At 64.1% G+C, this 24,800-nt stretch carries 16 protein-coding genes and 2 pseudogenes; 12 read left to right on the top strand and 6 right to left on the bottom strand.

What is annotated here, in order from left to right; all coding sequences use genetic code 11:
• Positions 1 to 124: 124 nt before the first annotated feature.
• From F7D01_RS10375 to F7D01_RS10390, 4 genes are all read left to right on the top strand, one after another.
• Complete coding sequence (locus F7D01_RS10375; RefSeq protein WP_215227498.1) at positions 125 to 1,144, top strand: LacI family DNA-binding transcriptional regulator; 1,020 nt, start codon at positions 125 to 127, stop codon at positions 1,142 to 1,144.
• 123 nt (positions 1,145 to 1,267) lie between these two features.
• A complete protein-coding gene (locus F7D01_RS10380; protein ID WP_215227499.1) occupies positions 1,268 to 1,900 on the top strand; it encodes an RpiB/LacA/LacB family sugar-phosphate isomerase in 633 nt (210 codons plus the stop codon).
• Between the two features lie 24 nt (positions 1,901 to 1,924).
• On the top strand, positions 1,925 to 2,698 hold the full coding sequence (kduD, locus tag F7D01_RS10385) for a 2-dehydro-3-deoxy-D-gluconate 5-dehydrogenase KduD (protein ID WP_215227500.1): 774 nt from the start codon (positions 1,925 to 1,927) through the stop codon (positions 2,696 to 2,698).
• Positions 2,695 to 3,717 carry a sugar kinase gene (locus F7D01_RS10390; RefSeq protein ID WP_251566724.1) on the top strand — a complete coding sequence of 341 codons (1,023 nt, stop codon included), beginning with the start codon at positions 2,695 to 2,697 and terminating at the stop codon, positions 3,715 to 3,717. The genes kduD and F7D01_RS10390 overlap by 4 nt, the downstream gene beginning before the upstream one ends.
• Positions 3,718 to 3,739: 22 nt before the next feature.
• Here F7D01_RS10390 and F7D01_RS10395 read toward each other — a convergent pair whose 3' ends face one another.
• A complete protein-coding gene (locus F7D01_RS10395; RefSeq protein WP_215227501.1) occupies positions 3,740 to 5,086 on the bottom strand; it encodes a polysaccharide lyase family 1 protein in 1,347 nt (448 codons plus the stop codon).
• A gap of 139 nt (positions 5,087 to 5,225) precedes the next feature.
• Here F7D01_RS10395 and F7D01_RS10400 point away from each other — a divergent pair, with 139 nt between their 5' ends.
• The 4 genes and pseudogenes from F7D01_RS10400 to F7D01_RS10415 form a co-directional block, all read left to right on the top strand.
• Entirely contained in the window at positions 5,226 to 6,185 is a 960-nt protein-coding gene (locus F7D01_RS10400; protein WP_251566726.1) for an alpha/beta hydrolase, read from the top strand.
• Positions 6,182 to 7,189 carry a TRAP transporter substrate-binding protein gene (locus F7D01_RS10405; RefSeq protein WP_215227503.1) on the top strand — a complete coding sequence of 336 codons (1,008 nt, stop codon included), beginning with the start codon at positions 6,182 to 6,184 and terminating at the stop codon, positions 7,187 to 7,189. The genes F7D01_RS10400 and F7D01_RS10405 overlap by 4 nt, the downstream gene beginning before the upstream one ends.
• A gap of 1 nt (position 7,190) precedes the next feature.
• Entirely contained in the window at positions 7,191 to 7,661 is a 471-nt protein-coding gene (locus F7D01_RS10410; RefSeq protein ID WP_215227504.1) for a TRAP transporter small permease, read from the top strand.
• Positions 7,661 to 8,560, top strand: a pseudogene (locus F7D01_RS10415) (TRAP transporter large permease); the annotation flags it as partial. The gene F7D01_RS10410 and the pseudogene F7D01_RS10415, both read left to right, overlap by 1 nt.
• 348 nt (positions 8,561 to 8,908) lie before the next feature.
• Here F7D01_RS10415 and F7D01_RS10420 read toward each other — a convergent pair.
• The 4 genes and pseudogenes from F7D01_RS10420 to galE all read right to left on the bottom strand — a co-directional run.
• Positions 8,909 to 9,688, bottom strand: a pseudogene (locus F7D01_RS10420) (pectinesterase family protein); the annotation flags it as partial.
• A gap of 40 nt (positions 9,689 to 9,728) precedes the next feature.
• Positions 9,729 to 10,709: an alpha/beta hydrolase gene (locus F7D01_RS10425; protein ID WP_215227505.1), complete on the bottom strand. Its 981-nt coding sequence runs from the start codon at positions 10,707 to 10,709 to the stop codon at positions 9,729 to 9,731.
• A 90-nt stretch (positions 10,710 to 10,799) separates the two neighbouring features.
• Positions 10,800 to 13,547: a TonB-dependent receptor gene (locus F7D01_RS10430; protein ID WP_215227506.1), complete on the bottom strand. Its 2,748-nt coding sequence runs from the start codon at positions 13,545 to 13,547 to the stop codon at positions 10,800 to 10,802.
• 340 nt (positions 13,548 to 13,887) lie between these two features.
• Complete coding sequence (galE, locus tag F7D01_RS10435; protein WP_215227507.1) at positions 13,888 to 14,910, bottom strand: UDP-glucose 4-epimerase GalE; 1,023 nt, start codon at positions 14,908 to 14,910, stop codon at positions 13,888 to 13,890.
• A gap of 329 nt (positions 14,911 to 15,239) precedes the next feature.
• Between galE and F7D01_RS10440 the strand changes: the two genes are divergently transcribed.
• The 3 genes from F7D01_RS10440 to F7D01_RS15430 all read left to right on the top strand — a co-directional run bounded on the left by F7D01_RS10440 (position 15,240) and on the right by F7D01_RS15430 (position 21,813).
• Positions 15,240 to 15,614, top strand: a complete 375-nt coding sequence (locus F7D01_RS10440) for a GAF domain-containing protein (protein ID WP_371819722.1) — start codon at positions 15,240 to 15,242, stop codon at positions 15,612 to 15,614.
• Positions 15,615 to 15,695: 81 nt separating this feature from the next.
• A complete protein-coding gene (locus F7D01_RS10445) occupies positions 15,696 to 20,003 on the top strand; it encodes a PAS domain S-box protein (RefSeq protein ID WP_215227508.1) in 4,308 nt (1,435 codons plus the stop codon).
• A 154-nt stretch (positions 20,004 to 20,157) separates the two neighbouring features.
• On the top strand, positions 20,158 to 21,813 hold the full coding sequence (locus F7D01_RS15430) for a response regulator (protein ID WP_305825942.1): 1,656 nt from the start codon (positions 20,158 to 20,160) through the stop codon (positions 21,811 to 21,813).
• Here the strand turns inward: F7D01_RS15430 and F7D01_RS10455 are convergent.
• On the bottom strand, positions 21,807 to 23,234 hold the full coding sequence (locus F7D01_RS10455; protein WP_215227509.1) for a WecB/TagA/CpsF family glycosyltransferase: 1,428 nt from the start codon (positions 23,232 to 23,234) through the stop codon (positions 21,807 to 21,809). The genes F7D01_RS15430 and F7D01_RS10455 overlap by 7 nt on opposite strands.
• 300 nt (positions 23,235 to 23,534) lie before the next feature.
• Between F7D01_RS10455 and F7D01_RS10460 the strand changes: the two genes are divergently transcribed.
• Entirely contained in the window at positions 23,535 to 24,782 is a 1,248-nt protein-coding gene (locus tag F7D01_RS10460; protein ID WP_215227510.1) for an oligosaccharide flippase family protein, read from the top strand.
• The last annotated feature ends 18 nt before the right edge of the window (positions 24,783 to 24,800 follow it).

Genomic DNA, 24,800 nt, shown 5'->3' on the forward strand with positions numbered 1-24,800 from the left:
GCGTATAACGACACCGGTGTCAAAGCGGTTTGGCGGAGAACCCGTAATCGGCGTCCGAAGCGCTTCGCATTATGCGCAGGGTCGTCTATCCCCTTGCGCAACCTGTCATCAACGCGGGAAGCAGATGCCTGACGCCACTCAAAAACCGACGATCAACGATGTGGCACGCATGGCCGGCGTTTCGAAGAAGACCGTCAGCCGGGTGATCAACCGCTCGCCTCTCCTGAAGAAGGAAACGCGGACCAAGGTGGAGGGCGTGATCGCCGAGCTGGGTTATCGGCCCAACCCACAGGCGCGGGCTCTGGCCATGGGGCGCAACTTCCTGATCGGATTGCTGCACGACAATCCCAATGCCCAGACCGTGCTGAACTTTCAGGTCGGGGTGCTCGACGCCATTCGCGATACGGAATTTGCGCTGGTCGTGCGCCCGGTGGACCGGCAATCGCCGCACATGCTGGAAGACATCCGTTCGTTTCTGGAAATCCAGCGTCTTTTCGGGGTGCTGATACTGCCGCCGATATCGGAGAACGACGATCTCGCCCGGCTGTGCCGCGACATGGGATGCGGATATGTCAGGATGGGCTCGGCCCGGCTGGACGACGACGAGCATCTGGTTCAGTCGAACGACCGCGAATGTGTCGAGAGCGTGATCGACCATCTCGTGGCGCAAGGGCATCGCCGGATCGCGATCATCAAGGGGCCGGACGGGTTTCGATCCGCCAAGGAGCGCTACGAGGGGTTCGCTGCCGCCATGAAGAAGCATGGGTTGGACATTCCCCCTGCCGCGATCGGGAGCGGCAATTATCGCTTCGATTCAGGTATCGCCGCGGCCGAAACGCTGATCGATACCGACTATCGGCCGACCGCCATATTCGCCAGCAACGACGAGATGGCGGCGGGCGCGTTCCACGCGGCGCGGGCGCGGGGGATCGACGTGCCGACGCAACTCTCGATCGTCGGCTTCGACGATTCCCCCATCGCAGCGCATATCCTGCCGCCGATGACGACTGTCGGCTGGCCCATTCGCGAAATGGCCAAATCGGCCGCGCTCAAGCTGATCGAGCCGACCAATCCGGCGGCGGACCTTTCCACCTTTCCCGCCCGCCTGGTGGTGCGCAACTCGGTAGCGGCACCGCGCGATTAGGTGGGGGCGGTTGCAATTTCGCCCGCTACCGTCGATAACGGATTATGACACCGGTTACCGTAACGCGATTCGATGCGTTTCCGCGGTGGCCCCAATCGACCAAATCATAGAGAGGTGACCCCCATGAAAATCGCGCTCATCAACGAAAACAGCCAGGCCGCCAAGAACGGCATCATCCACGACGCGCTGACCACGGTGGTCGAGCCGCTGGGGCACGAAGTGCACAATTACGGCATGTACACCGCCGACGACGAGGCCCAGGTCACCTATCCGATGGTCGGCCTGCTGACGGGCATCCTGCTGAATTCCGGCGCGGCCGACTTCGTCGTCACGGGCTGCGGCACGGGGACGGGCTCGATGCTCGCCGCGAATGCGATGCCGGGCGTTTTCTGCGGGCTTATCATCGATCCGACCGATGCCTTCCTGTTCGCGCAGATCAACGATGGCAACGCGATCGCCATGCCCTATGCCAAGGGCTTCGGCTGGGCGGCGGAGCTGAACCTGCAGGATTGCTATCGCAAACTGTTCGAGGGCACGCCGGGCGAAGGCTATCCCAAGGAGCGGGCGCAGATCATGGCGAAGAACCGCGGGGTGCTGTCCGATCTCAAGTCCAAGACCTGCTACGACATGCTGACGGTGGTCAAGAACGTCGATCAGGACCTGCTGAAAAGTGCGATCGCGGGGGAAAAGTTCGACGAGCTGTTCTACGCCAATTCGACGGACGAGCAGATGAACGACTACCTGCGTAGCCTCTGATCGCGGGCGGAGGGATACGAAGTTATGAGCGCGAACGCTTTTGACCTCACCGGGCGGACCGCCGTGGTGACGGGTGCGAACACCGGAATCGGGCAGGGTATCGCTGTTGCTCTGGCGCAGGCCGGGGCGGATGTGACCCTGGTCGCCCGCCGGGACCCGTCCGAAACCCGCCGCATGGTGGAAGATACAGGCAGCCGGGCGCATGTCGTGATGGCGGACCTGTCCAGTATCGAGCCGTGCGAACGCATCGTGGGCGAGACGGTGGACACTTTCGGGAAGCTCGATATCCTCGTAAACAACGCGGGGATCATCCGGCGCAACGATGCCCTCGATTTTTCGGAGGAGGACTGGGACGCGGTCATGGATGTGAACCTGAAGGTTCTGTTTTTCCTCAGCCAGGCGGCTGCCCGCCATATGAGCGGCTGGTCGAAGCAGGACGACACCCGTGGCAAGATCGTCAACATCGCCTCGATGCTCACCTTTCAGGGCGGCGTTCGCGTGCCCAGCTACACCGCATCGAAGAGCGGTGTGGGCGGGCTGACCAAGCTGATGGCGAACGAATGGGCGCCCAAGGGCATCAATGTGAACGCCATTGCGCCCGGCTATATTGCGACGAACAACACCGCTGCGCTGCAGGATGACGAGACGCGCAATCGCCAGATCCTCGAACGCATTCCCGAAGGGCGCTGGGGCGATCCGAGCGACATCGGTGGGGCCGCCGTATTCCTGGCTAGCAGGGCCGCCGATTACGTGCAGGGCCATATCCTCGCCGTCGACGGGGGCTGGCTCGCCCGATGAGCGCGACGGTGGGGGGGCATGTCGTCTGTTTCGGCGAGATGCTGCTGCGGCTGTCGCCGCCCGCGGGCACGCCGCTGGCGCGGGCCGACGCGCTCGACCTGCATGTGGGCGGCGCGGAGGCCAATGTGGCCATGGCACTGGCGGGAATGGGGCATCCCGCCCGGATGGTCACCGCCCTCCCGCCGAACGGTCTTGGCCAGCGCGCCATAGCCGCTCTGGGAGAGGCCGGGGTCGATACGCGCGCGGTCGTGCGGTCGGCGGGGCGCATGGGGACATATTTCTTCGAATATCCATCGGGACCGATCCCGGGACGCGTGACCTACGACCGCGAACATAGCTCGTTCGCGCAGGTCCGCCCGGAAGACTTGCGGTTCGATGACGCTCTCGACGGTGCCGCGCTGCTGCATATGTCCGGAATAACGCCTGCGCTCGGCCCGAACGGTGTAGCGTTGGCGAAGGCGGCGGTCGATGCTGCACGACGTCGAGAGGTTCCGATCTGTTTCGACGGGAATTATCGCGCCAATCTGTGGAGCGCATGGGATGGCGATGCCCGATTGATCCTGAACGATCTGGTCTCGCAGGCAACCATCCTGCTCGGCAACCACCGCGATATCTCGCTGTTGCTGGGGGAGGAGCTGGAGGGGTCCGGCCCCGAACGCCGCCGGATCGCGGCGCAGCGCGCATTCGATGCCTATCCCAACCTGGAGCTGATCGCGTCCACCGCGCGCCATGTCGAAACGGGACAGGTCCACCGGCTGGCGGCGCGCGTCGATCGCCGCGAAAGCTGCTCGCAGACCGACGAAGTGCGCATCGCGCCGATCGTCGATCGGGTCGGCACGGGTGACGCCTTTGCCACGGGCATCCTGTGCGGCTGGCTCGAAGGGGTGGAGCTCGCCCGGATGGCGCAGCTCGGACTTAAGCTCGCGGCGATGAAGCATGGCCGACCGGGCGACGTTCTGGCTGTCACCCCCGAGGAGGTCGAGGCCTTCGACCTCTCGGGGGGCGATGTCATCCGCTAGTCCGGCCGCGGGCCGGGAAGGGTTACTTCCCGGTCTGCCGCATCTCCCGGTCCCGCGGCGACAGATGCTCCTGCGCGCCCGCCTTCTGTCCGGGATATAGCCCGGCTTTCGGCGTCAGCGTCTTCAGATCCCAGTTCTTCTCGACGAAGGGCGCGCGGCTCGGCGCGATCTGCGGATAGCCGCCGACTTCCTCTTCCGAATCGATGACGTGGCCGCGGCCCTCGGCAATGTAGAAGAGGATGCGAACCTCCTCGTCGCCGCGGTCCCAGGGGCGGGCACCGGCGGTAGCGAGCAGCGTGGTCTCCACATCGGAGGAGGGCATGATGTCGTATCCCTCCAGCGAGGCGAGCGGTCGTTCCGCCGTGATCAACCTCGCCGCGGTATCGCCGTAGCGGCCGAAATCCGGCAGTTTGGTGCCATGGCGATCCACCGCGACGTTGTCGCGACCGTAATAGGCAAGATCGCCCACCCCGCCCAGCATCAGGAAGGGGAGCTCGGGATCGGTGCTGTTGCCACCGCGCATGACGTTCCCGACCGCGGTGATCTGGCCTGTCACCGGTTCGTGCCCGGCCCATTCGAGGTCCATCAGATTGTAATGCACCGCCCGGTGCATCGGGTCGTAGATGAAGTTGTTGACCATCAGCACCTGCGCGCCGCCCTTCACCAGCGGGGAACGCTCCACATTGTGCGCCCAGATGTTGCGGTCGAACACGATCCCGGTGGTGTTGTCGTGAACCAGCGAGCCCTTGGAATGCTCGCCCTTGGGATGGCTGGCATCGGCGAGCCCCTCGGCGGCGATGTTGAGGCGAAAGACGATGTCGTGGCTGGTGCCCGCGCGCCAGTCGGCGACGGTATCGCCGGTGAAGCGGGGGCCGCTGGCAGACATGTTCTCGTCGATCGCCCACATGAAGGTGTTGTTTTCGATCACCACGTCATGCGCCGCGATGGTGGAAAAGGCGTCCGCTTCCCAGCCGCTGCGCTTGGCCTGCCCGTCGACCCCGGTGAGGACGCGCAGATGGCTGATCTTTACGTCGTGGGTCGCGACGTCGATGCCGCCGCGCAGCAGGGTGATGCCGGGGGAGGGCGCGGTCTGGCCCGCGATGGTGACATAAGGCTGGTCGATACGCAGCGAGGATCGTTGCAGATCGATCGCGCCGCCAACCTCGAACACGATGATACGCGGCCCCTTGCCCGCCAGGGCTTCGGCCAGGGATCCCGGTCCATCCTTGGCCAGCGTAGTGACGCGCACGATCCGCCCGCCTTCCCCGCCATTGGTGGGATCGGCCGGATGTGCGCTCAGGGCGGCGGGTGTTGCCAGCGATAGCGCGGCACCGGTAACGAGCCCGATCAGGGTGCTGGAAAATTTCATATTTGCTCCTCTCCCGGCGAACTTGACAAGCTTGCGGCGGCAATGCAATGCCGAATGACACCGGTTACCAAAAAATGTGAAGAGCCGGGGGGAGAGGAAGAGAGTGGGCCTGGATCGCCGGTCATTGCTTGCAACCAGTGTGGCTCTGGCGGCGTTCGGAGGCGGTGCCGCGAGCGCCGCAGCCGCGTCGCCCGGCGGCGCGACGGCGACGCTCGATCTTGCAGGCGTGTCGGACACGATCGCTCTTTGGCCCCATGGCGCTCCCGGCGATCTCGATCCGAACCGGATCGAGCAAGTGGTTGAGCGCAGCACCGATACCGATATCCGCGACCGCGCGATGAGCGGCATTTCCAACCCGCGTATGCTGGTCGTCCGTGCGCGGCAGCCCAAAGGGGGTGCGCTCGTCGTCATTCCCGGTGGCGGCTACCGGCATATCGTCGTCGACAAGGAGGGGCTGGAGACGGCTCGCTGGGCGGCGGAGAACGGCCTCACTGCCTTCGTACTGTTCCACCGCCTGCCCGGCGAAGGCTGGGCGGACCGTGCGAACGTCCCCTCTCGCGATGCGCAGCGCGCGGTGCGCCTGGCCCGCCATCACGCCGGACGCTACCGGTTCGATCCTGCGCGGCTCGCGATGATCGGATTTTCCGCCGGTGGGCACGTTGCCGCCGAAGCGTCGTTGAATGCCACCAGCGCGAACGTGCCGGTCGATGCCGCGGATCGGGAAGCTGGCACGCCGGCCTGCACCGCGTTGCTTTACCCCGTCGTTTCCATGCGCGAACCGCTGGCCCATGCCGGTTCGCGACGGCTACTGCTGGGTGAGCGACCCACGGCAGCAGCCGAGAACGCGCATTCGCCGGATCGCAATGTCTCTGGCAACGCACCGCCGTTCTTCCTCGCGCATGCCGAGGACGACGGGGCGGTTTCGGTACAGAACACGCTGGCGATGCGTGACGCTCTGAAAGCGAAGGGGATCGTGGTCGAGACTCACCTATTCGCGAAGGGCGGCCACGGTTTCGGAATGCGCAGGATCGATCGCGGCGCGCTGTCGCTCTGGCCGCAAATGTTCCTCGCGTGGCTGAAGGAGCACGGGATCGCATGACCGGTACGCCGACTGCCGATCGCCGCGTCTTCCTGAAGGGTGTCGCCGGTCTCGGAGCGTCCGCGCTCATGGCCGGCTGCGCGCCCAAGCTCGGCGGCATGTTGACCGCGGCCGATGCGCACCCGCAGAACTATCCGACGGTGCAGGCGGTGCGATATATGGGCGATCTGCTGTCCGAATGGACCGGTGGCCGCCTCGGCATCAAGATATTCGCGGGCGGCCAGCTCGGCAGCGAGACCGATACGCTGGAAATCACCAGCTTCGGCGGTCTGGACCTCACCCGCGTAAATTTCGCGCCGCTCAATTCGATCGAGCCGACGACCCTGCCGGTCTGCCTTCCCTTCATCTTCAATTCCGTGGCGCATATGCGCAGGGTGGTGGACAGCGACGTGGGCGAGGAAATCCTCGCCTCGCTCGAACCGCATGGGCTGATCGGCCTGTGCTATTACGATTCCGGCGCGCGCAGTTTCTACAACAAGCGCAACCCGATCCGCCATCCCCGGGACATGGCGGGGCTGAAGCTCCGCGTGCCGCCATCGGACCTCTACGTCGCGATGATCAACGCGCTGGGCGCGAACGCGGTGCCGATTCCCTTCGGCGAGATTTACCAGGCCCTGACGCAAGGGGTGATCGACGGTGCCGAGAACAATTGGCCGACGCTGGTGGGGGAGCGGCATTACGAAGCCGTCAGCTATTTCAGCCTGACCGAACATCTCTTCACCCCGGAGGCTTTGGTGATGAGCAAGGCGAGCTGGGACAATCTGGCGGAAGGCGATCGTTCACTGGTGCGCCGGGCGGCGAAGCGATCGGTCGTCGAGATGCGGCGCCTGTGGGATCTGCGCGTCGCCGAAGCGAAGCGGGTTATCGCCGCGTCCGACGTCAAGGTGAACGCAGTCGACAAGGCCCCGTTCGCCGATCTGATGAGGCCCGTTTGGGACCGGTTCATCGTGACGCCGACCCAGAAATCGCTGGTCGATCGCATCGTCGCAATGGGGCAGGGCTGACATGGCGCGCACGGTTTCCGCCTGGCTGGTCCGCCTGGGGTCGTTTGGCCTCGTCCTGATGGCCATCATCGTGGGCTGGCAGGTGTTCGGGCGGTTCGTCCTGCAATCGAGCCCGTCCTGGACCGAGCAGGCCTCTCTGGTGCTGATGATCTGGTACGTGATGTTCGTGACCGCCGCGGGCGTTTACGAGGAATTCCACATCCGCATAACCTTGCTGGAGGAGCGACTGGGCGACCGGGCGCTGTCCGTGCGACGCGTGGTCGCGCTGGTCATTTTCCTGCTGGGTTTGGTGCTGTGCATTTTCGGTGCGCAGCTGTGCTGGTCGGTGCGCGATAACGTCATCGCTTCGCTCGGGATCAGCCGGTCGATCGCGTATTTCCCGATGCCGGTATCGGGGCTGCTGATGGCGCTGTTCGCCTTGCCCCGGGTTTTCACCGGCCTCCCTTTCGAACCTGATCAAGAAGACGACTGATGGAATTGCTGGTTCTCTTCGTTGTTCTGTTCGCCCTGCTGATCCTCGGCGTGCCGGTCGGCTTCGCCCTGCTCGGTTCCGCCATCGCGTGCTTTGCCGTCATGGACATTCCGCTGATCGTGGCCGTTCAGCGGACGGCTGCCGGGATCAGCGTCTTCACCCTGATGGCGATTCCGTTCTTCATCTTCGCCGGCGATCTGATGTACCGCGCCGGCATTGCCGACCGTCTCGTGCGCGTCGCCGATGCAGCGGTTGGGCGAGTTCGCGGCGGGCTCGGCCTAGTCGACGTGGGCGCATCGATGATGTTCGGCGCGGTGTCCGGATCGGCCATCGCCAGCGCCTCCGCGATCGGTTCGACGATGGTCCCCCTGATGAAGGACAAGGGCTATCCGCTCGATTATTCGGTCAACGTGACGGTGACCGCCGCCATCGTCGGCCTGTTGATCCCGCCTTCGCACAACATGATCATCTATTCCGCCGCCTCCGGCATCGGGGTGTCGATCGGGGACCTGTTCATGGCGGGCGTGCTGCCAGGCTTGCTGACCGGGGCCATGCTGATGGCCACGGCGTGGTTCGTTGCCCGCCAGCGGCAGCTTCCCAAGGGCTATTTTCCCGGCTGGCGAGCGCTATTGCGCGCGGTTGCGGTCGCGCTGCCCGGGCTGATGACCGCGATTATCATCATGGGCGGTATCCTGAGCGGTATCTTCACGCCGACCGAGAGCTCGGCGATCGCGGTGATCTACACCGTTCTGGTCGGCACGCTCGTCTATCGCAGCCTCGGGTGGAACGAATTCTGGGGCGCGGCGCGCAAGTCGGCGCGGACCACGGCGATGGTCCTGTTCATCATCGCGACCGCCACCGCCTTCGGTTTTGCGCTTGCTCTGCTGGAGGTGCCCACCGAGCTCGCCAGCCTGATCGCGGTCATCACCGACAACCCGGTCATGACCCTGCTCATCATCCCAGCCGCGGGTGATGACGTTGCTCATCTCTTGCACGGTCATGGTCGGTCGCCAAGTCACGCCGATATCGTCGTAACGCGCGCCGGGGCCGGTGGCCCCCGTTTCCCAGAAGCGCGAGTCCTGCGGGCGGAATATATCGGTCTTCGTGCCGTCGCGCGCGGTTCCCGCCATGCTCGTCCAGTGCGCCGGCGCGATATGGGCGTCCATCCAGCAATCGGCGAACACTGCCATGCCCACCGCCCTAGGGTCGGCATAGCGGCCATCGGGAAACCGGGTCGTGGGATGCCACGGCCGCGCCAGTGCCACGCTCCCATCGGGGACGCCGTCCTCGCGCGTCAGCCGACAATTGCGGAACACGATCCCGACCGGCTGAGAGAGCTGGGTGGATGGGGCGGCGATGTAGGACTGGAAGCCGTCGCTATCGACGCCGCTGCGCGGGCGCGAACGGATCTCGCTATCCTCGATCAGCAACTGCCCGTCGCCGAAGATGAAATCGACATTTCCCGCGATCAGGCTGTCGCGCACGACCGCTCGCCCCCCATGCGCGAACAGCGTGTCCTGATAGCCGAGAAGGGCCACGTCGCGCAGCAGCACCATGTCGCTGGTCTCGTCGAGCAGGACGGCGAGTGCCTGCGAATTGCCGATCTTGCGCGGGTCGGAGTCCGGCAAGGCATCGTTGGCGAGGTAGTCGAAGTCGTTCTCGATCGTCAGTCCGGCGATGCGGATATTCTGTCCGGCAAGCGTGAGGGTCGCCGATCCCGCCGTGCCCCAGCCGTCGCGATGATAGGGACCGGCATTCTCGGCGACGAGATCGTTATGCAGAACGGTCGAGCCTCGGCCGGCACCCTGGATGGTGAGGTTGGATCGCCCGATCACGACGCGTTCTTCATATTCCCCGGGACCGATATCGATACGCACCGGGGCGCTGTCTGCCGCATCGACGGACTGGAGCGCGCCGGTGAGGGTGGCAAAGCACGCGGGCCGCGCTCCGCAATCCTTGCTGACCTCGATCCTAGCGGCGGAGGATTGCGGCGGCAGGGTCGTGCAGGCAGCGGTGCACAGGAGCATTGCCGTGAGCGAGGAAAGGCTGGTGGTGGTCTTCAATTGATCATTCCTCGGCTTGCGATGGGCGCGCGGGCGGCAGGTCCTTCAGGAAGCTGTCGATCGCTTCCACAACCTGTCCCAGATAGGGGTCGAACAGCCAGAACGTATGCGGCAGTCCCGCGAAGTGGACGTGGCGGACCGGAATGCCCTCCGCGGTGAGCGTGGCGATGACTTCGTCACGACCGGCCGTGAACCGGTCATCCTCTCCGCTCACGATGAGAGTAGGTGGCGAAGCTGCGCTCAGATGGGTGGCCGCGCTCGCCTCTCGCCAGGTTTGCGGCGCGGTTTCCATCGACCCGCCAAGCCAGCGTGCGGCGGCGGAGTCCTCGCCTGCGGCGTTTTCGTACCGCAGCGCGAGTGGCGTGGTGAAATCCAGCACCCCATCCAGATCGATCAGCGCATTGAGGCGTGGCGCATGCGCCGCTCCGCCCGAGAACAGTGCCGTTCCCCCGGTATACGCGATGAGCGAAGCCATCTGACCGCCGGACGATTCCCCGCCGATCGCGATCCGCCGGGGGTCGATCCCGAAGGCTTGGGCGTTTTCGATCGTCCATCCGACCGCCGCGTTCACGTCGATCAGTCCGGCAGGATAAGGGCTTTCCAGCGCCAGCCGGTATTCGGGTATGACCACCGCGTAGCCGCGCTGCGCAAGCAGGTTGGCCATGGCGTAGAAATTGGACTTGTTGCCCGACCGCCAAGCCCCACCATGCACCAGCACGATCGCCTGCGCCGGTTTGGCGGAAGGGGCGGGGAGGAACACGTCGGCATGCAATTCGCGCATTCCGCGCTTTGCATAGAGCCGATCGAACATGATCCGGCGTCCGTCCCCCAGCTCAAGGGTAGGGATGGCCAATTCGCGGTGCGCGGGGCTGTTGGCTTCGAAGCGCTGCGACACCGTATAGCTGTCGTCCAGCAAGCGCGTGTGGTCGCCGGTGGAGCTGTGCGAGAGTGCTGTGCGCGGCTTATCCGCCGATGCGGGGAGCATACAGCCGGAAAGGGGTAGAACCGAGACGGCGGCAACCAGCAAGGTCACCGCCGTCCTTTGTACAAGATACTGTTTCAGCACGTACCGGCTTCAATAGGTGTATCGGGCACCCAGGAACCACTGCGCGCCGGTATGGCTGTATTCGCGCGGAAGGTATTGGTCGCCAAAGCCCGTGCCATAGATCAATTCCTTCTCGTCGGTGATATTTATCCCTTCGAGGGTCACCGCGAACTTCTCGGTCACGTTGACGAACGCCGAGAAGTCGACATGCGTCGGGCCGTATTTGCGCTCCTGGACGTGGCCGTTTCCGCCCGGTTCGCTCAACAGATAATCATCGCGCTTGTTGACCGACAGGCGCACGCCGTAATCCTTGTGATCGTAATAGAACGTGGCGTTGTAGGAGTTGGGCGACAGTCCGGTGGAATCTTCGGCCGACACATGGGTGTAGTTGGCGGCGACACCGAAATACTGGAGCATGCCCGGGAGGAAGGTGAACGGCTGGTTCACGGTGACTTCGATACCCCGGACCCGGTTGCCGTCGTCGCTGTTGACCGGGATGTAGAAAGTGTAGGGCACCTCCGCCGGATCGGCATTGTACGACGGGTCGTAGACCGGGTCCGCGTAGATGCCGGGCCAGAACACCGGATCGATCATCTGTTCGACCACGTCGGTCTTGAGCGAGGTCACGATGTCCTTGTTGAACAGCGCGACCGCCACCAGGCCGCCATTGGGGGTGTAGTATTCGAACGAAAGGTCGAGGTCGTTCGACTCGTAGGGCTTCAGGGCAGGATTGCCGAGATTGCTGACGGTGCGCGTGGTGTAACCGAAGCTCGGCCCGGCGATGTTGAGCGAGCCCAGGCCCGGCCGCGTCATGCTGCGCCCGTAGGCGAAGCGGGCGACGACATCGGGCGTGATCTCCAGCGCAAGGTTCAGCGACGGGAGGTAATTGTCGTAGGTGTTGCCCTGCTCGACATTGGTGCCGTTGAGGACCGCTTCCGACGTCACCTTGGTCCGGACGTAGCGAACGCCGGCATTCGCACGCAGCAGCATGGAGCCGATGTCGAAATCGGAATTGATCTCGACATACCCGCCCAGCGTTTCCTCCGAAACTTTCCAGCCGCGTCCGACGTCGAGAGTGTAGCCCGCGGGGAACCCGCCAGCCGATCGCAGTGCGTCGAAATCAACGACTGCAAATGGAACCAGAGTTTCGTCCAGTCCGCGTCCGAAATTGTCGATGGGGAAGGGGATGATGTAATCGAGTGGCGACTGGGAAACCGCATCGCCATAGCCTTCTTCATAGCGAACCGACCGGTCGTTATAGGCCGCGCCAAGCAGGACGCTGAAGCGATCGCCGTCGTACACGAAGTCACCTTTCGTGGTGAAATTCTTCTTGTCGACGTTGTTTATGCGATTGCCCGATGTCTGCGCGTTGATGAAATTGTCCGGGTCGTTCGGATCCCAGCCTCCGTAGTCCACTTGCGCGACGTACGGGTTGTCCCGGAAATCGTAGCTGTAGAAGTGGGGCGCGGAGCGGGTGTAGAAACGCAGCTCGGTACGGTCCGCCTGGTCCGCCGCATATCCGACCAGACCACTAAACGTGATGTCGTCGCTGACGTCGTAATCGGCGTTGAACATGTACTGGTTGAAGGTCGATTTCGAATACTGGTAGCGGCTTTCGAACCAGCTGGTCACATCGTCGAACGACGCTGCGATCAGTTGCTTCCCGTCGGGACCGACCACGAATTCCAGCGGCGTCTGGCCGGTGAAGTTACCGGGATCGCCGTGGGTCAGCAGCCATTCCATCGAGTTGTAGTTGCGCCGGTCGTTCTCCAGTTCCGAATGCAGCCAGTCGAACGAAAGCTTCAGCCCATCGGCGGGCGCGAGCTGAACCGAGCCGGTCAGCCCCAGCCGCTTCTGATCGTTGCCGAAGTAGTCGGCGCGCGGCAGGCGAGGGGCCCACAGGCAGTCCAGCGGGTCGGCCGCGCCGCAGCTGCCGTCGACCGTTCCGATGACGGTCGGGTTGGTATCGGCCCAGCTATCGCCGGTTTCGTAGGGCGAGGTGTAGCGAACGGTGCCGAAGCCTTCCTGCCGCACGGTGCGCTCCGAATATGCAGCGGAGAACAGAACGCCTATCAGGCCGTCCGCGAACGTATCGCTGACCAGCGCGGTGAACCGGGGGTCGATCTTGTGGCTGAGCGAATTGTAGCCGGCCTGCGCCGATCCCACCACGGTCAGCCCCGGATAATCGAAGGGGTGCGCGGTATAGAGGTCGACGGTGCCGGCGATGCCGCCTTCTTCGGTCGAGGCGCGTTGCGACTTCTGAACGTCGATCCGGTTGAATAGCTCGGATGCGAAGATGTGGAAGTCGAAAGAGCGCCCCGCGTTGATCGTGAAGCCACCGGAATCGAGACCGTCGGAGCTGGCAGGCACTTCCATGCCGTTGAGCGTCGTGCGGGTAAAATCGGGTGCGAAGCCGCGCAAAGTAATGTTGCGACCCTCGCCGCCCTCGCGCGAAACCGCGACGCCGGGAATACGCTGGATCGATTCGGCGATGTTCAGGTCCGGCATCTTGGCGATGTCTTCGGCGACGATGCTGTCGACGACGTTGACCGCCTCGCGCTTGATATCCTGCGCCTCCTTCAGCGACCCGCGAAAGCCGGTGACGATAATGACGTTCTCGTCGATCGCGGTTTCAGGCTCGGCCTGGGTCGCGGGATCTTCTTCGGCGGTTTGCGCATGGGCGACCGTGCATGGCAGCCCGATTCCCGCCAACAGCACAACGCCCATCGCCGACGACGACAGCGTGCGCGAAACCAAGCCAATCCGACCTCTCAGCATTCCTCTCTCCCATCTTTTCTCCGTTATCGCCGTTCTGATGCGGCTTTGATACCGGTGTCAACAATCACACCGACCTAGAAAGGTTTGATACCGGTGTCAATGCGGCTGGTCGGCAATGCGCTGGTCGAGCCAAACATGAGCTTTAGGACGATCAACGGGGGACGCGGCGGGGCAAGTCGGGCCTGAGGACACAACCTAGCGCTGCCGACTTCACGCACGCTGCCTTGTGGGGGCGGACACCCGAAGGTATCGAGGCATTGCACGGCAGCGAGAGGAGACCGGTCTCCCTCCTGTCGGAATGCGGCACGTCTCATTTTACCCGGTGCTGGAGCTTGACCCGTTAGACGTCGCGCAATTGCGTCAGTTTCTCTTCCCACTTCAGCGCGTGTTCGATGATCGTGTCGAGATCGTCGTAGCGCGGCGTCCAGGGAACGGTCGCGCGCAGCAGCGAAATGTCGGCGACGAGCATGGCCGGGTCGCCCGCGCGGCGCTCGCCGAAGACGCGCTCGATCCGGCCTCCCGTCACCCGGTCGACCGCGTCGAGCACTTCGAGTACGGAGAACCCGCGCCCGTAGCCGCAATTCATGGTCATCGACCGTTCGGGCTCGGCGATCAGCGCATCGAGCGCCAGCACATGTGCCGCCGCCAGATCGCTGACATGAATGTAGTCGCGCACGCCGGTGCCGTCGGGCGTGTCGTAATCGGTCCCGAACACGCTGACGCAATCGCGCTTGCCCAGCGCGGCCTCGACCGCGACCTTGATCAGATGCGTCGCCCCCGCAGTCGACTGTCCTGTGCGCGCTTGCGGATCGGCCCCGGCGACGTTGAAGTAACGCAGCGCGCAGAAGTTGACCGGATGGGCATGGGCGGTATCCGCCAGCATTTGCTCGGTCATCAGCTTTGACCAGCCGTAGGGATTGATCGGCACGGTCGGCGTCTGCTCCGTCACCGGGGAAACATCGGGTACGCCGTAGGTGGCGGCGGTCGAGCTGAACAGGATATGCGGCACGCCAGCCGCCACCGCAGCTTCGATGAGACCGCGGCTCTTCACGGTATTGTTCTCGTAATACCACAATGGCTTGGCGACCGATTCAGGCACGATGATCGAGCCTGCGAAATGCATCACCGCCCCTCGGCCATCGCCCATGCCCTGTTCGGCGAAAATCCGCTCCAGCAGATCGCGGTTGGCGATATCGCCTTCGTAAAAGGGAACGCCCTCTGGCACCGCGAAGCGGAAACCGGTCGAAAGATTGTCGATCACCGCCACGGGGCGCCCGGCATCGCGCAAGGCGTGCACCGCGTGGCTACCGATATAGCCCGCACCGCCGGTTACGAGGATGCAGCTTTTAACCGTTGTCTGCATGGGTTCTAAACATGTCCACCTGGCATCACATCGAGCGGTGCCTTTCGCACAATACCTGCACGGATTCGTTAATCCGCGCCGGCGGGTGAGCTTTGACCGTTCCCAACGCTCTCGTCCCTGGCACTCCGCCCTGCCGACAGGCCTCGGCTTAATGGTTCGGAAACCGCTGCCCTGTACCAACCGGAGGCCCTTAAAATCTGGAAATACCATGGAAGATCGGGAAAAAAAGCGACTGCAATCGCTCCACGGCTACCGGCTGCTCGACACCCCCCCCCGAGCCGGAATTCGACGAGATCGTAAGGCGCGCGGCGGAGCGGTTCGATACCCCGATCGCGCTCATGTCGCTGGTCGACGCAGACCGGCAGTGGTTCAAGGCGAAGGTCGGTCTCGATGTCGACGAGACGCCGCGCTCGGTCGCGTTCTGTGCCTATGCCATTCAGGGCGAGGACGTGATGGTGGTGGAAGATGCAAGGGACGACGAACGGTTCAACAGCAATCCGCTCGTCATCGACGATCCTTCGATCCGTTTCTATGCGGGCGCCCCGGTCACGGTAGCAGACGGGGCCAAGCTGGGCACGATCTGCATCATCGACCGCAAGCCGAGGCACGATTTCAGCGAGGCGGACAGGGAAGCGCTGACCAAACTGGCGGCGGAGGTGAGCCAGGTACTTGGATCGCACCGAGAAATGGCCAGCTCGGGGTAGGACATGAGCGGGAGGGCATCCATCCGCGAAAGGGGGGCATCGGTTCCGTCACAATGGCGCGAACTCGTTGCCAAGCTTCCGGTGCAAATCCTGGGCATTGCGCTGGGATATGCCCTGCTCGGCTGGATCGGCCAGCACCTGGCGCCGCCACCGGGCTTCGCGTCGCTTATCTGGCCGGCGGCGGGGCTCGCCGTCGCATCCGTTGCGGCGCTGGGCTACCGCGTCTGGCCGGGTGTGTTTCTGGGCGCGTGGTCCGTCAACGCACTCTCGACCGGCTCGGCCGACCTTCCGACCGATGCAGCCGTCTTGCTCGATGCAGCTTTGATCGCGAGCGGCTCGACCCTGCAGGCCATTCTCGGGGGATACTGGATAAGGAGCCGTGCGGGCTTCCCGCTGAAGCTGGAGGGGCCGCGAGAGCTCGTGCGTCTTTGCCTGTTGGTCGGCCCCATTGCCTGCGTCGTCGGTGCCACCTTCGGAACGGCGACGCTATTTGCGAGCGGCGTCGTTTCCCAGAGCGACTTGCCGAACTTCTGGCTGCACTGGTGGGCCGGCGATATGGGCGGGGTCCTCATCGTCGTGCCGCTCCTGTTCCTGGCACCCTGTAGCCGAGGCTTGGTGACTTGGCGGGGCCAGAGGCTCTCGCCCTTCTCGGTGGTCGCCTTCATCGCGATCCTGGTGATGCTGTGCGCGACCTTGGCCGCGTGGAGGCTGAACATGCAGGCGGCTTACGAGCGCAGCCAGGCCTCTTTCGAATCGCTGGCGGCCGATAGTCGGCAGGCACTCGCATATCGGCTACAATCCTATCGGCAGGCGCTGGATGGCGGCGCGGCGCTTTTCGAGGCGTCCGGGGACGTGACCCTGGAACAATGGCGCGCTTATGCCTCGGTGCTCGACCTGTCACACGACCTTCCCGGCATCAGCGGTATCGGCTTTATCGAGGCGCTGCGCGCGGGCGAGGAGCAGGCATTTCTCGATAGCGTGGCCGCCAGGGGGCGGGGGGATCTCGACATCCATCCGCTTACCGATCGCGACGAGCGTTTCGTCATCGTGGCGATCGAACCCGAGGCCGACAACATCGAAGCCGTCGGTCTCGACATAGCGTTCGAGAGCAATCGCAGAGCCGCGGCCAGCAACGCGCGCGATACGGGCAGGGCCACGATCACGAAACGTATCCTGCTGGTGCAGGACGAAACGGAAAGCCCCGGATTTCTGTTGCTGCGGCCGCTGTATCGTCCGGGGGCGGCGACCGAAACGGTGGGTCAGCGCCGGGCGGCGTTCGACGGATGGATATACGCCCCGTTCGTCGGCTCGCGGTTCATGTCCAACCTTACGCCCAGTCAGGGAAAACTGTTCGACATCGCCGTATACGATGGCGCGCGGCCCGACGCGGAAGAGCTGATTTTCAGCAGCTCCGAAGCACCCGCGGGCGATGCGTCGTCCGCCTTTACCGTCCAACGCACGTTCAGGGTGATGGAACAGACCTGGACCGTCGTGTGGACCAGTACTCCCGCGTTCGAGCGCGGGGTAGTGACGCGCGAGGCCAGCCTCATACTGATTGGCGGCCTGCTGCTTACGCTCATTTTTGCAGGCTTGCTGTTCAGTGGCTCGCGCCGCGAAGCCTATATCGGGTTGCTGGTCAGGCAGCGCACCCAGGAACTCGAGGAGACCGTGGCCGCGCTGGGGGAAAGCGAGCGGCGCTTCGGCGATCTCGCCGGTCTTTCCCCAGCCGGCATTTTCCGGACCGATCCCTACGGGTTCTGCACCTATGTCAACGATTCGTGGCTCAGGCAGACGGGGCTCATCGCCTCGCAGGCATTGGGCGCAGGTTGGCTGGAGGCGGTTCATCCCGACCGGAGAGAGGACGTCAGGCGGGACTGGCTCGCTGCCGTTCAGGCGGGCAAGCAGTGGCGGAGCGAATTGCAGTTCGTCAAGCCCGGCGAAGTCATCTCGTGGGTGGACCTGATCGCAGTCCCGCGGATCGGCGACAACGGCGAGATGCAGGGCTTCATCGGCGTCGCGATCGACATCACCGAACAGAGGCTGGCGACCGACGCGCTGAAGGAAAGCGAACGGCGTTTCCAGTCGCTGGCGAGCTTTTCCCCAGCAGGCATCTTCCGCACAGATGGCGAGGGCGTGTGCAATTACGTCAACCCCGCGTGGTGCGAGATGGCCGGCCTGACAGAGGCGGAAGCGATGGGCACGGGCTGGACGACAGCCGTGCATCAGGACGACTTGGACGGCCTAATCCAAAGCTGGGCCGCAGCCGTGGATCAAGGGGATCCCTACCGCGGCGAATTTCGCTGGCTGCATCCCGACGGTTCGATCGTCTGGGTCGACGCCGTCGCACAACCCGAACGCGACGATGACGGAAACGTACGCGGCTACATCGGCGTCCTCATCGACGTCACGGACCGCAAGCGCTTCGAACAGGAGATCGCCGACCGGGACAAGCAGCTGGCGATCCTGGCGGAGAATGCGACCGATGCGGTATTCCGCGTCGAGCTGGACGGGACCTGCCTCTATGCGTCGCCCTCGGCAAAGGACGTGCTGGGCGTGCCGAGCGAGCACCTGATCGGCACCAATGCACTCGATGGCTTCCACCCGGACGACCAGGAACGCATGTGGTCCTTGTTCGACGATCTGCGGTGCGGGCGGAGCAACCAGATCGTTACCGCCTACCGGTGGCGTTTGACCGAGGAACACGAATATCGGTGGCTGGAGGCCAATGCCGGCCTGGTCAAAGACCAACAGAGCGATGAGGCCAAAGAGGTTTCGGTGTCCATCAGGGACATCGGCGACCGCAAGAAGATGGAGCTGGACCTGGTCGCCGCGCGCAAGAATGCAGAAACCGCCGCCGCGGCCAAAGCCACGTTCCTTGCCAATATGAGCCACGAGATCCGCACCCCGATGAACGGCGTGGTCGGCTTCACCGAATTGCTGCTCGCCGGCGAGCTGTCGCCCGAACAGCGGGAGAATGCGCAGCTCATCGCGGATTCGGGCCGGGCGATGATGCAGATTCTCAACGACATTCTCGATGTTTCGAAAATCGATGCGGGTCAGATGAAGATCGTCCCGGAGCCGATCGACCTGCGTCACAAGCTGCACTCGTGCATGAGGCTCCTCGAGCCGACCGCTCGCCAGAAGGGGCTCAAATTCGACCTCTTCATCGATGACGATGTGCCGTCCCGCGTGATGGCCGATCCACTGCGGCTGCGACAGATCCTGACCAATCTGGTGGGCAATGCGATCAAGTTCACGGCTAGGGGGATGGTAAGCTGCCGCGTCTCGGTGGAGCGGGGCCCGCAGCTGCAGGAGACGCTGTCCGTCGCTGTGGAGGATACAGGCATCGGCATACCGGCGGACCGGCTGGACGCCATTTTCCGTGAATTCAGCCAGGCAGATGAATCCACCGCCCGCATATACGGGGGCACCGGCCTCGGGCTGACGATCAGCAACGAGCTTGCCAGAATGATGGACGGCGAACTGCTGGTCAGCAGCGAAGAAGGGCGCGGCTCGGTCTTCACCCTGCGGCTTCCCATCCAGAGGGCGGATGGCGATCGGACCGAGCTGGCAAAGCCGCCGCGCAGCGAGCGCGCGCTGGTTTTCGGCAGGCCGCCGCGCATCCTCGTCGCCGAAGACCATGACATCAACCAGGCCCTCATCATCTCCATGGCCAGCCGCATCGGCCTGGCGGTCGATATTGCCGAGAATGGCGAGGAGGTCATCCGGTTGGTCACCGATGCACGGGCAGCGGGTAAACCGTACGATCTGATCCTGATGGACGTTCAGATGCCCATCATGGACGGCTTGGAAACCACGCGGTCGTTGCGCAGCGCGGGGATTACCCCGGAAGAATTGCCGATCTTGGCGCAGACGGCCAATGCCTACAGCGACGACGTCGAACGCTGTCTCGCGGCGGGGATGCAGGGCCATCTGGCCAAGCCGATCCGCATGCGAAGCCTGAAGGACGCGATCAAGAAATGGCTGCCCAAGCACCTCTTCCGTGAGGCAACCTCGGGTTCGCAGCAGAAGGCTCCGCACAATCCGGAAGAAGCGCTGTTGAAGAGCTATGCCGAGCGGCGCGAGACGACGCTCGAGGCGCTCGACCAACTGGACGCGAGCAGCCCGCTCGATTGGAGCGAGGTAGAAGCGGTGGCGCAGATGTTGCACAAACTGGCCGGTACCGCCGGGATGTTCGGCGAGGCAGAGCTCGGCGAGGTGGCCCGGGTTCAGGAGCAGGCCATGCTCGATGCCCAAGATGAAGACGAGAGCGCAGCCGTTCGGGCGGCGCAGCGAGCGTTCGCCAAATGGAAAGCGACCGCCCCCCCGACTACGCTGTTCACTGGCGCTGCGGGCGCTTCATCGCGATCAGACGAAGCGCGGGATTAGAATTGCCGCTAATACAAAGGGGCCCTGACCTATCTGGAAATCTGTGATTCCTCTCTGGTCTTACGAAACCGGGCGCGGTCACTGATTACGAGAAGCTAACGGAAGTGGCGGTGAAGCCGCGATTAGGAGACGGAGATTGCCGATGGTCAGCGACTTGGCTGATCTTCCACCCGAAACGCAGATAGAACTTCTGTCTCGTCGTCTGGCGCGCGCGGAAAGGGCGCTCGAAGACGCGGAAACGATGCTCGACAGGCGCATGCGCGAGCTCGACACTGCCAACAGGGAGCTGCGCCAGCGCGAAGGTGAACTTGTCGAGCGGCTCGATATCGAGAACCAGAAGCTCCTGAGTGCGCAGCGTCTTGCGGAGCTGGCGACCATCTACGTAGAACATGATCGCCACTTCACCGCATCTGCGAACTTCGCGGTGCTACTCGGCTATCCCGAAGGGACGATCGTCAGCAAGAAGCGGCTGGGGAAGGCGATCCATCCGCTCGACCGACAGCGTTTCACAAGCGTTGCACGCAATGCCTTCGCCGTGCTCGAACCGGACGTGGATCATAGCTTCCAGCACCGTGTCCTTCGGCCCGACGGAGAGGTGCGCTGGCTCGATTGGCATGTGAAGCGCGAGAGCACGAACGTCGACGATCAGTTCGTGGTTTTCGCCACCGTGCGCGACGTGACCGAAACCCGCACCAATGCCCGCCGCGTCCGCGCCCTGCAGTTGCGGGCCGAGCGCCGCGTCAAGGAACTGGCCCGGCTCACCGACGCGCTTCGCCAGGCTCAGCACGAGACGGCGAGAGAACTGGAGAAGAGAAACCGCTTCATTTCCGAAATGGCCCATCGCATTCGTACCCCCATGGGGGGGCTGACCGGAGCGATGGAGCTGCTGGTCCAGCGCTATCCGGGTGACGAACTCGCCAACCGGGGGCTGGATGCGGCGGACAATCTGGCGGCGATCGCCGACCAGTTGATCACGACTGCGGACGAGACCGGTAACCGGCCGCGTGAAGCGGATTCGGCGCCCGCTCCCGTTCCGACCAGCGAATTCACGCCGCTGCGTACGGCGGATGGCCACGCGCCGAAGATCCTGCTGGCGGAAGATACCGAGAGCAACGCCTTCGTCATCGCCAGGCTGGCCGAAATGCTGGGGGGAGAGGTCACGACGGTGGCGAATGGTCGCGATGCCGTGGAAGCGGTGCGCGGGGGAGGCTTCGACGCGGTGCTGATGGACGTGATGATGCCGATCATGTCGGGCGAGGAGGCGACCGTGGCAATCCGGGCCCTGCCGGGCCCCGAAGCCCGGGTGCCGATCGTCGGCATCAGTGCGCACAGCCTTCAGGCCGAAAGAGAGAGCCTGCTGATGGCGGGCATGTCGCAATGCCTGGTCAAACCGATCAGGCGCGATGCACTCGATGCCGCCTTGCGCGCGGCGCTGTCAGCCGAGAACGCGCAAGACAAAAACACGGGACTTTTCGATATCGAGGTTTTCCTCGAAGCGTTTCTGGTTCTGCCCCCATCCTTTCGTAAAAAAATGCGCGATGCGTTTCGCAAGGATCTCAGGAAGAATGGTGAAAAACTGGCCGAAGCCATGCTCGCCCGCGACGATGAACTTACGGGCAGGCTCGTCCACAGTCTCAAGGGCATCTGCCTGAACGTGGGCGCGGTCGCAATGGTGGATCGGCTGGCCGAGATCCGCAGCGCACCGGTCGATCGGCGGGAGAGCATGGTACCTTCCTTGCAGCACACGATCGTCGCAAGCCTCGCGGCTTGCGACGATCTGTATGGTGAGCGTGTCGCGCAGGTTCAGTAAGCGCCACGACCGGTGGCGACGGCCGGAACCGTACGCAGCAGCAGCGAGAGATCGGTCAGCAGACCGCGCCGACGCAGATACGCGCAATCCATGGCCACCTGGCGCTTGAACGGGATTTCGGCTCGTCCGCTGACCTGCCAGATGCAGGTGATGCCCGGCTTGCCGCCCAGCCGGCGCCAGCTCCGCCCGGCATAGGTCACCACCTCCGAGGGCAAGGCGGGGCGCGGGCCGACCAGCGACATCTCGCCCGTCAGCACATTGATGAGCTGCGGCAGTTCGTCGATCGAGGTGCGGCGGATGAAGCGACCGACCCTGGTGATGCGCGGATCGTTCTTCATCTTGAAGCACGTCCCGTCCCGTTCCGAGCGAGCGAGCAATGCGGCACGGCGCGCTTCGGCATCGGTGTACATCGAGCGGAACTTGATCATGCTGAAATTGCGCCCGCGCTCGCCGATGCGGGTCTGGCGGAAGAACACCGGGCCGCGATCCTCCAGCCTGATCGCCAGCGCGACGGCGAGGAAGATCGGGGCGAGAACCACCAGCGCCATCGCGGCGATCGCCACGTCGAGAGCACGCTTGATGGCCGCCGAGGCTTTCTCCAGCGCACCGCGACACTCCAGCGCGTGGAGCGCCGCATGCGCCACGAAGACCGCATTGCCTACGATGTAGCGATTGGCCAGGCGACGCGGCTCCATTGCGAGCCGCCACGCCCATTCGCAGCCGATGGCGCGCACCGCCTTGGGCGCGCGAGGGATGCGACCCGAGTAGTAATCGAACAGGCCGCCGACGCCGAGGATCACAGGCACGTCGATCCGATGGCGGTTCTTGGCAATCCACTTTTCCTGCAGCGGCACGCCGAAGCCGACGAACAGAATGGAGGCGCCGGAGCGATTGATCCGCTCGATCAGGGCGTTTTCCTGGTCGGCATCGAAATAGCCGTGCCAGGTGCCAGCGATATCGATGCGCGGGAAGGTGCGCGCCGCCCACGCCGCTGCGCCATCGGCCACGCCATGATCGCCGCCCAGGAGGAAGATCGCTTGGCCGCTATATTCCGCGAACTCGCAGATATGCGGAAACAGGTCGGTGCCGTTGAGGTTTTCGCCGAGTTCCACACCCGCCATTCTGGCGGCGAGCGACACGCCGCTGCCATTGGGCAGCACGCGGTCGCTGGCAGCGAGAGCCCGCCGATATCCAGCGTCTTTATGAAGCGTATTGACGCAGTGAGCGTTGACGAAGTTCACGATCGTGCGCTCTCCGCGAGCTGCACGGGACACGATCTCGCGCGCGGTATCCTTTCGCGTGCCCTTGACGAGGGGCTGGCCGAACAAGTCGACCGTCGGCTGCGCCTCGGTAGCTTTGATGCGCTGCATAAACGCGGCGAAGTCGTAGCTGGTGAATTCGCTTGTCGGATTATGTTTCATGGGAAGCCCTCCTTCTGTTGGATGGCCTCCCTTCAGCAACCGCCGTGCCAGACGGGGAAAACGTAATAATTACAGTAACCTAGGTGAAATTGAAGCGGATCAAGCTGGCTTCTCTCGGTCCACCTTTCGCAATTTGCGAGGGCTCGCCATCGCGGATCGCCACGGATTGTGTTGCAAAATGCGAAAGCGGCTATCCGGGATAGGCGAGACGGTCTTCGGACCTCTCGAGAACGGCAGAAATCCGGGATTGGCACAGTCTTTGAAGTGAATGCGGCGAACCTATTCGAGGACCCGCATTCAATGTTCGCACGTACCATTTCCAACCGGCTGCCCGCAGGCATCGCACCGATCGCCAAGGGGCTCGTCGCCTATGGCTCGGCCGAGGCGGCGACCCGGATCGTGCGCATCCTCGCGATCCTCGTGATTGCGCGGCGCACGTCGCCCGAACTGCTCGGCACGGCGGCGCTGGCGCTGACCCTGTTCGAACTGATCCGCGTGCTCGCCAATGCCGGTATCGGCCAGCGCATCATCGCCGCGACCGACGAGGAACTGCCCGCGCTGTGCAATACCGCCGCGCGTCTGTTCTGGGCGGTGTGCCTGGCCGTCGCATGCGTCCAGCTGGGCATCGCCGCTGCCTCGTTCCTGATCTGGAACCTGTCCGATGCGGCCTTGATGCTAGCAGTGCTCAGCGGCGTCTATCTCTGCATGCCGCCCGCGCTGGTGCAGGTCTTCCTGCTGATGCGCGACGGTCGCCTGACCACGACCGCGCGGATCGGCGCGACACAGACCATGGCGGATCATTGCCTGACCCTGGCGCTGGTCGTCGTGTGGCCGAGCGCGTGGGCGATCGTGCTGCCCAAGCTGCTGACCGCGCCCCTGTGGACCATCCTGACACGCCGCGCCCGTGCATGGTCGGCCAATCCGGCGGTCGGTTATGCCCCGGTGCGCGAATTCGCCGCCTATGGCCCCGCCATTCTCGGCTCCGAACTGATCGCGGCGCTGCGCGTCAATGCCGACAAGCTGGTGATCGGCGCGCTGCTGGGAAGCGAAGCGCTGGGCCTGTACTACTTCGCCTTCAACGCGGGGCTGGGCATAACCCTGTCCTTCGTCACCGCCTGCAACACAGTGGTCTTCCCGCTGCTGTGCAAGCAGGAGGGCGACGCGGACCGTGCCCGCCTGTTCCGCCAGTCCTTCGTGCTGGGCTTGGTGCTGCTGGCCCCGGTGGTCGCGGCACAGGCGCTGCTGGCACCGTTCTACGTGCCGCTGGTGTTCGGCGCGGAGTGGATCGAGGCCGCCCCCTATATCGCGCTGCTCTCGCTCGCCGCTCTGCCGCTCTACGCGGGTTCGCTGATCGGAGCCTGGCTGCGCGCCCGCAAGCGCCCCTTCGTCGAGACCCGGCTGGCGGTCGCCGCCACGGTGGTGGGCCTCGCCGGTCTCGCGATCGGCAGCACCTATTCACTGGCCGCCGCCTGTGCCGCCTACGCGGCGGGGCTCGCTCTCATCATGGGGCCAGCAGCCGTCTCTCACCTCTTCGCTTCGACCAAGTAACTTCATTTCCAAGGAGAT

Source organism: Erythrobacter sp. 3-20A1M, from assembly GCF_018636735.1.
Taxonomy (GTDB): Bacteria; Pseudomonadota; Alphaproteobacteria; order Sphingomonadales; family Sphingomonadaceae; genus Alteriqipengyuania.

Bases quoted from the DNA above. Each gene is read 5' to 3' on its own strand.
- F7D01_RS10375 (WP_215227498.1), top strand. From the start codon at position 125: ATGCCTGACGCCACTCAAAAACCGACGATCAACGATGTGGCACGCATG.
- F7D01_RS10380 (WP_215227499.1), top strand. From the start codon at position 1,268: ATGAAAATCGCGCTCATCAACGAAAACAGCCAGGCCGCCAAGAACGGC.
- kduD (WP_215227500.1), top strand. From the start codon at position 1,925: ATGAGCGCGAACGCTTTTGACCTCACCGGGCGGACCGCCGTGGTGACG.
- F7D01_RS10390 (WP_251566724.1), top strand. From the start codon at position 2,695: ATGAGCGCGACGGTGGGGGGGCATGTCGTCTGTTTCGGCGAGATGCTG.
- F7D01_RS10395 (WP_215227501.1), bottom strand. From the start codon at position 5,086: ATGAAATTTTCCAGCACCCTGATCGGGCTCGTTACCGGTGCCGCGCTA.
- F7D01_RS10405 (WP_215227503.1), top strand. From the start codon at position 6,182: ATGACCGGTACGCCGACTGCCGATCGCCGCGTCTTCCTGAAGGGTGTC.
- F7D01_RS10410 (WP_215227504.1), top strand. From the start codon at position 7,191: ATGGCGCGCACGGTTTCCGCCTGGCTGGTCCGCCTGGGGTCGTTTGGC.
- F7D01_RS10425 (WP_215227505.1), bottom strand. From the start codon at position 10,709: ATGCTCCCCGCATCGGCGGATAAGCCGCGCACAGCACTCTCGCACAGC.
- F7D01_RS10430 (WP_215227506.1), bottom strand. From the start codon at position 13,547: ATGCTGAGAGGTCGGATTGGCTTGGTTTCGCGCACGCTGTCGTCGTCG.
- galE (WP_215227507.1), bottom strand. From the start codon at position 14,910: ATGCAGACAACGGTTAAAAGCTGCATCCTCGTAACCGGCGGTGCGGGC.
- F7D01_RS10455 (WP_215227509.1), bottom strand. From the start codon at position 23,234: ATGAAACATAATCCGACAAGCGAATTCACCAGCTACGACTTCGCCGCG.
- F7D01_RS10460 (WP_215227510.1), top strand. From the start codon at position 23,535: ATGTTCGCACGTACCATTTCCAACCGGCTGCCCGCAGGCATCGCACCG.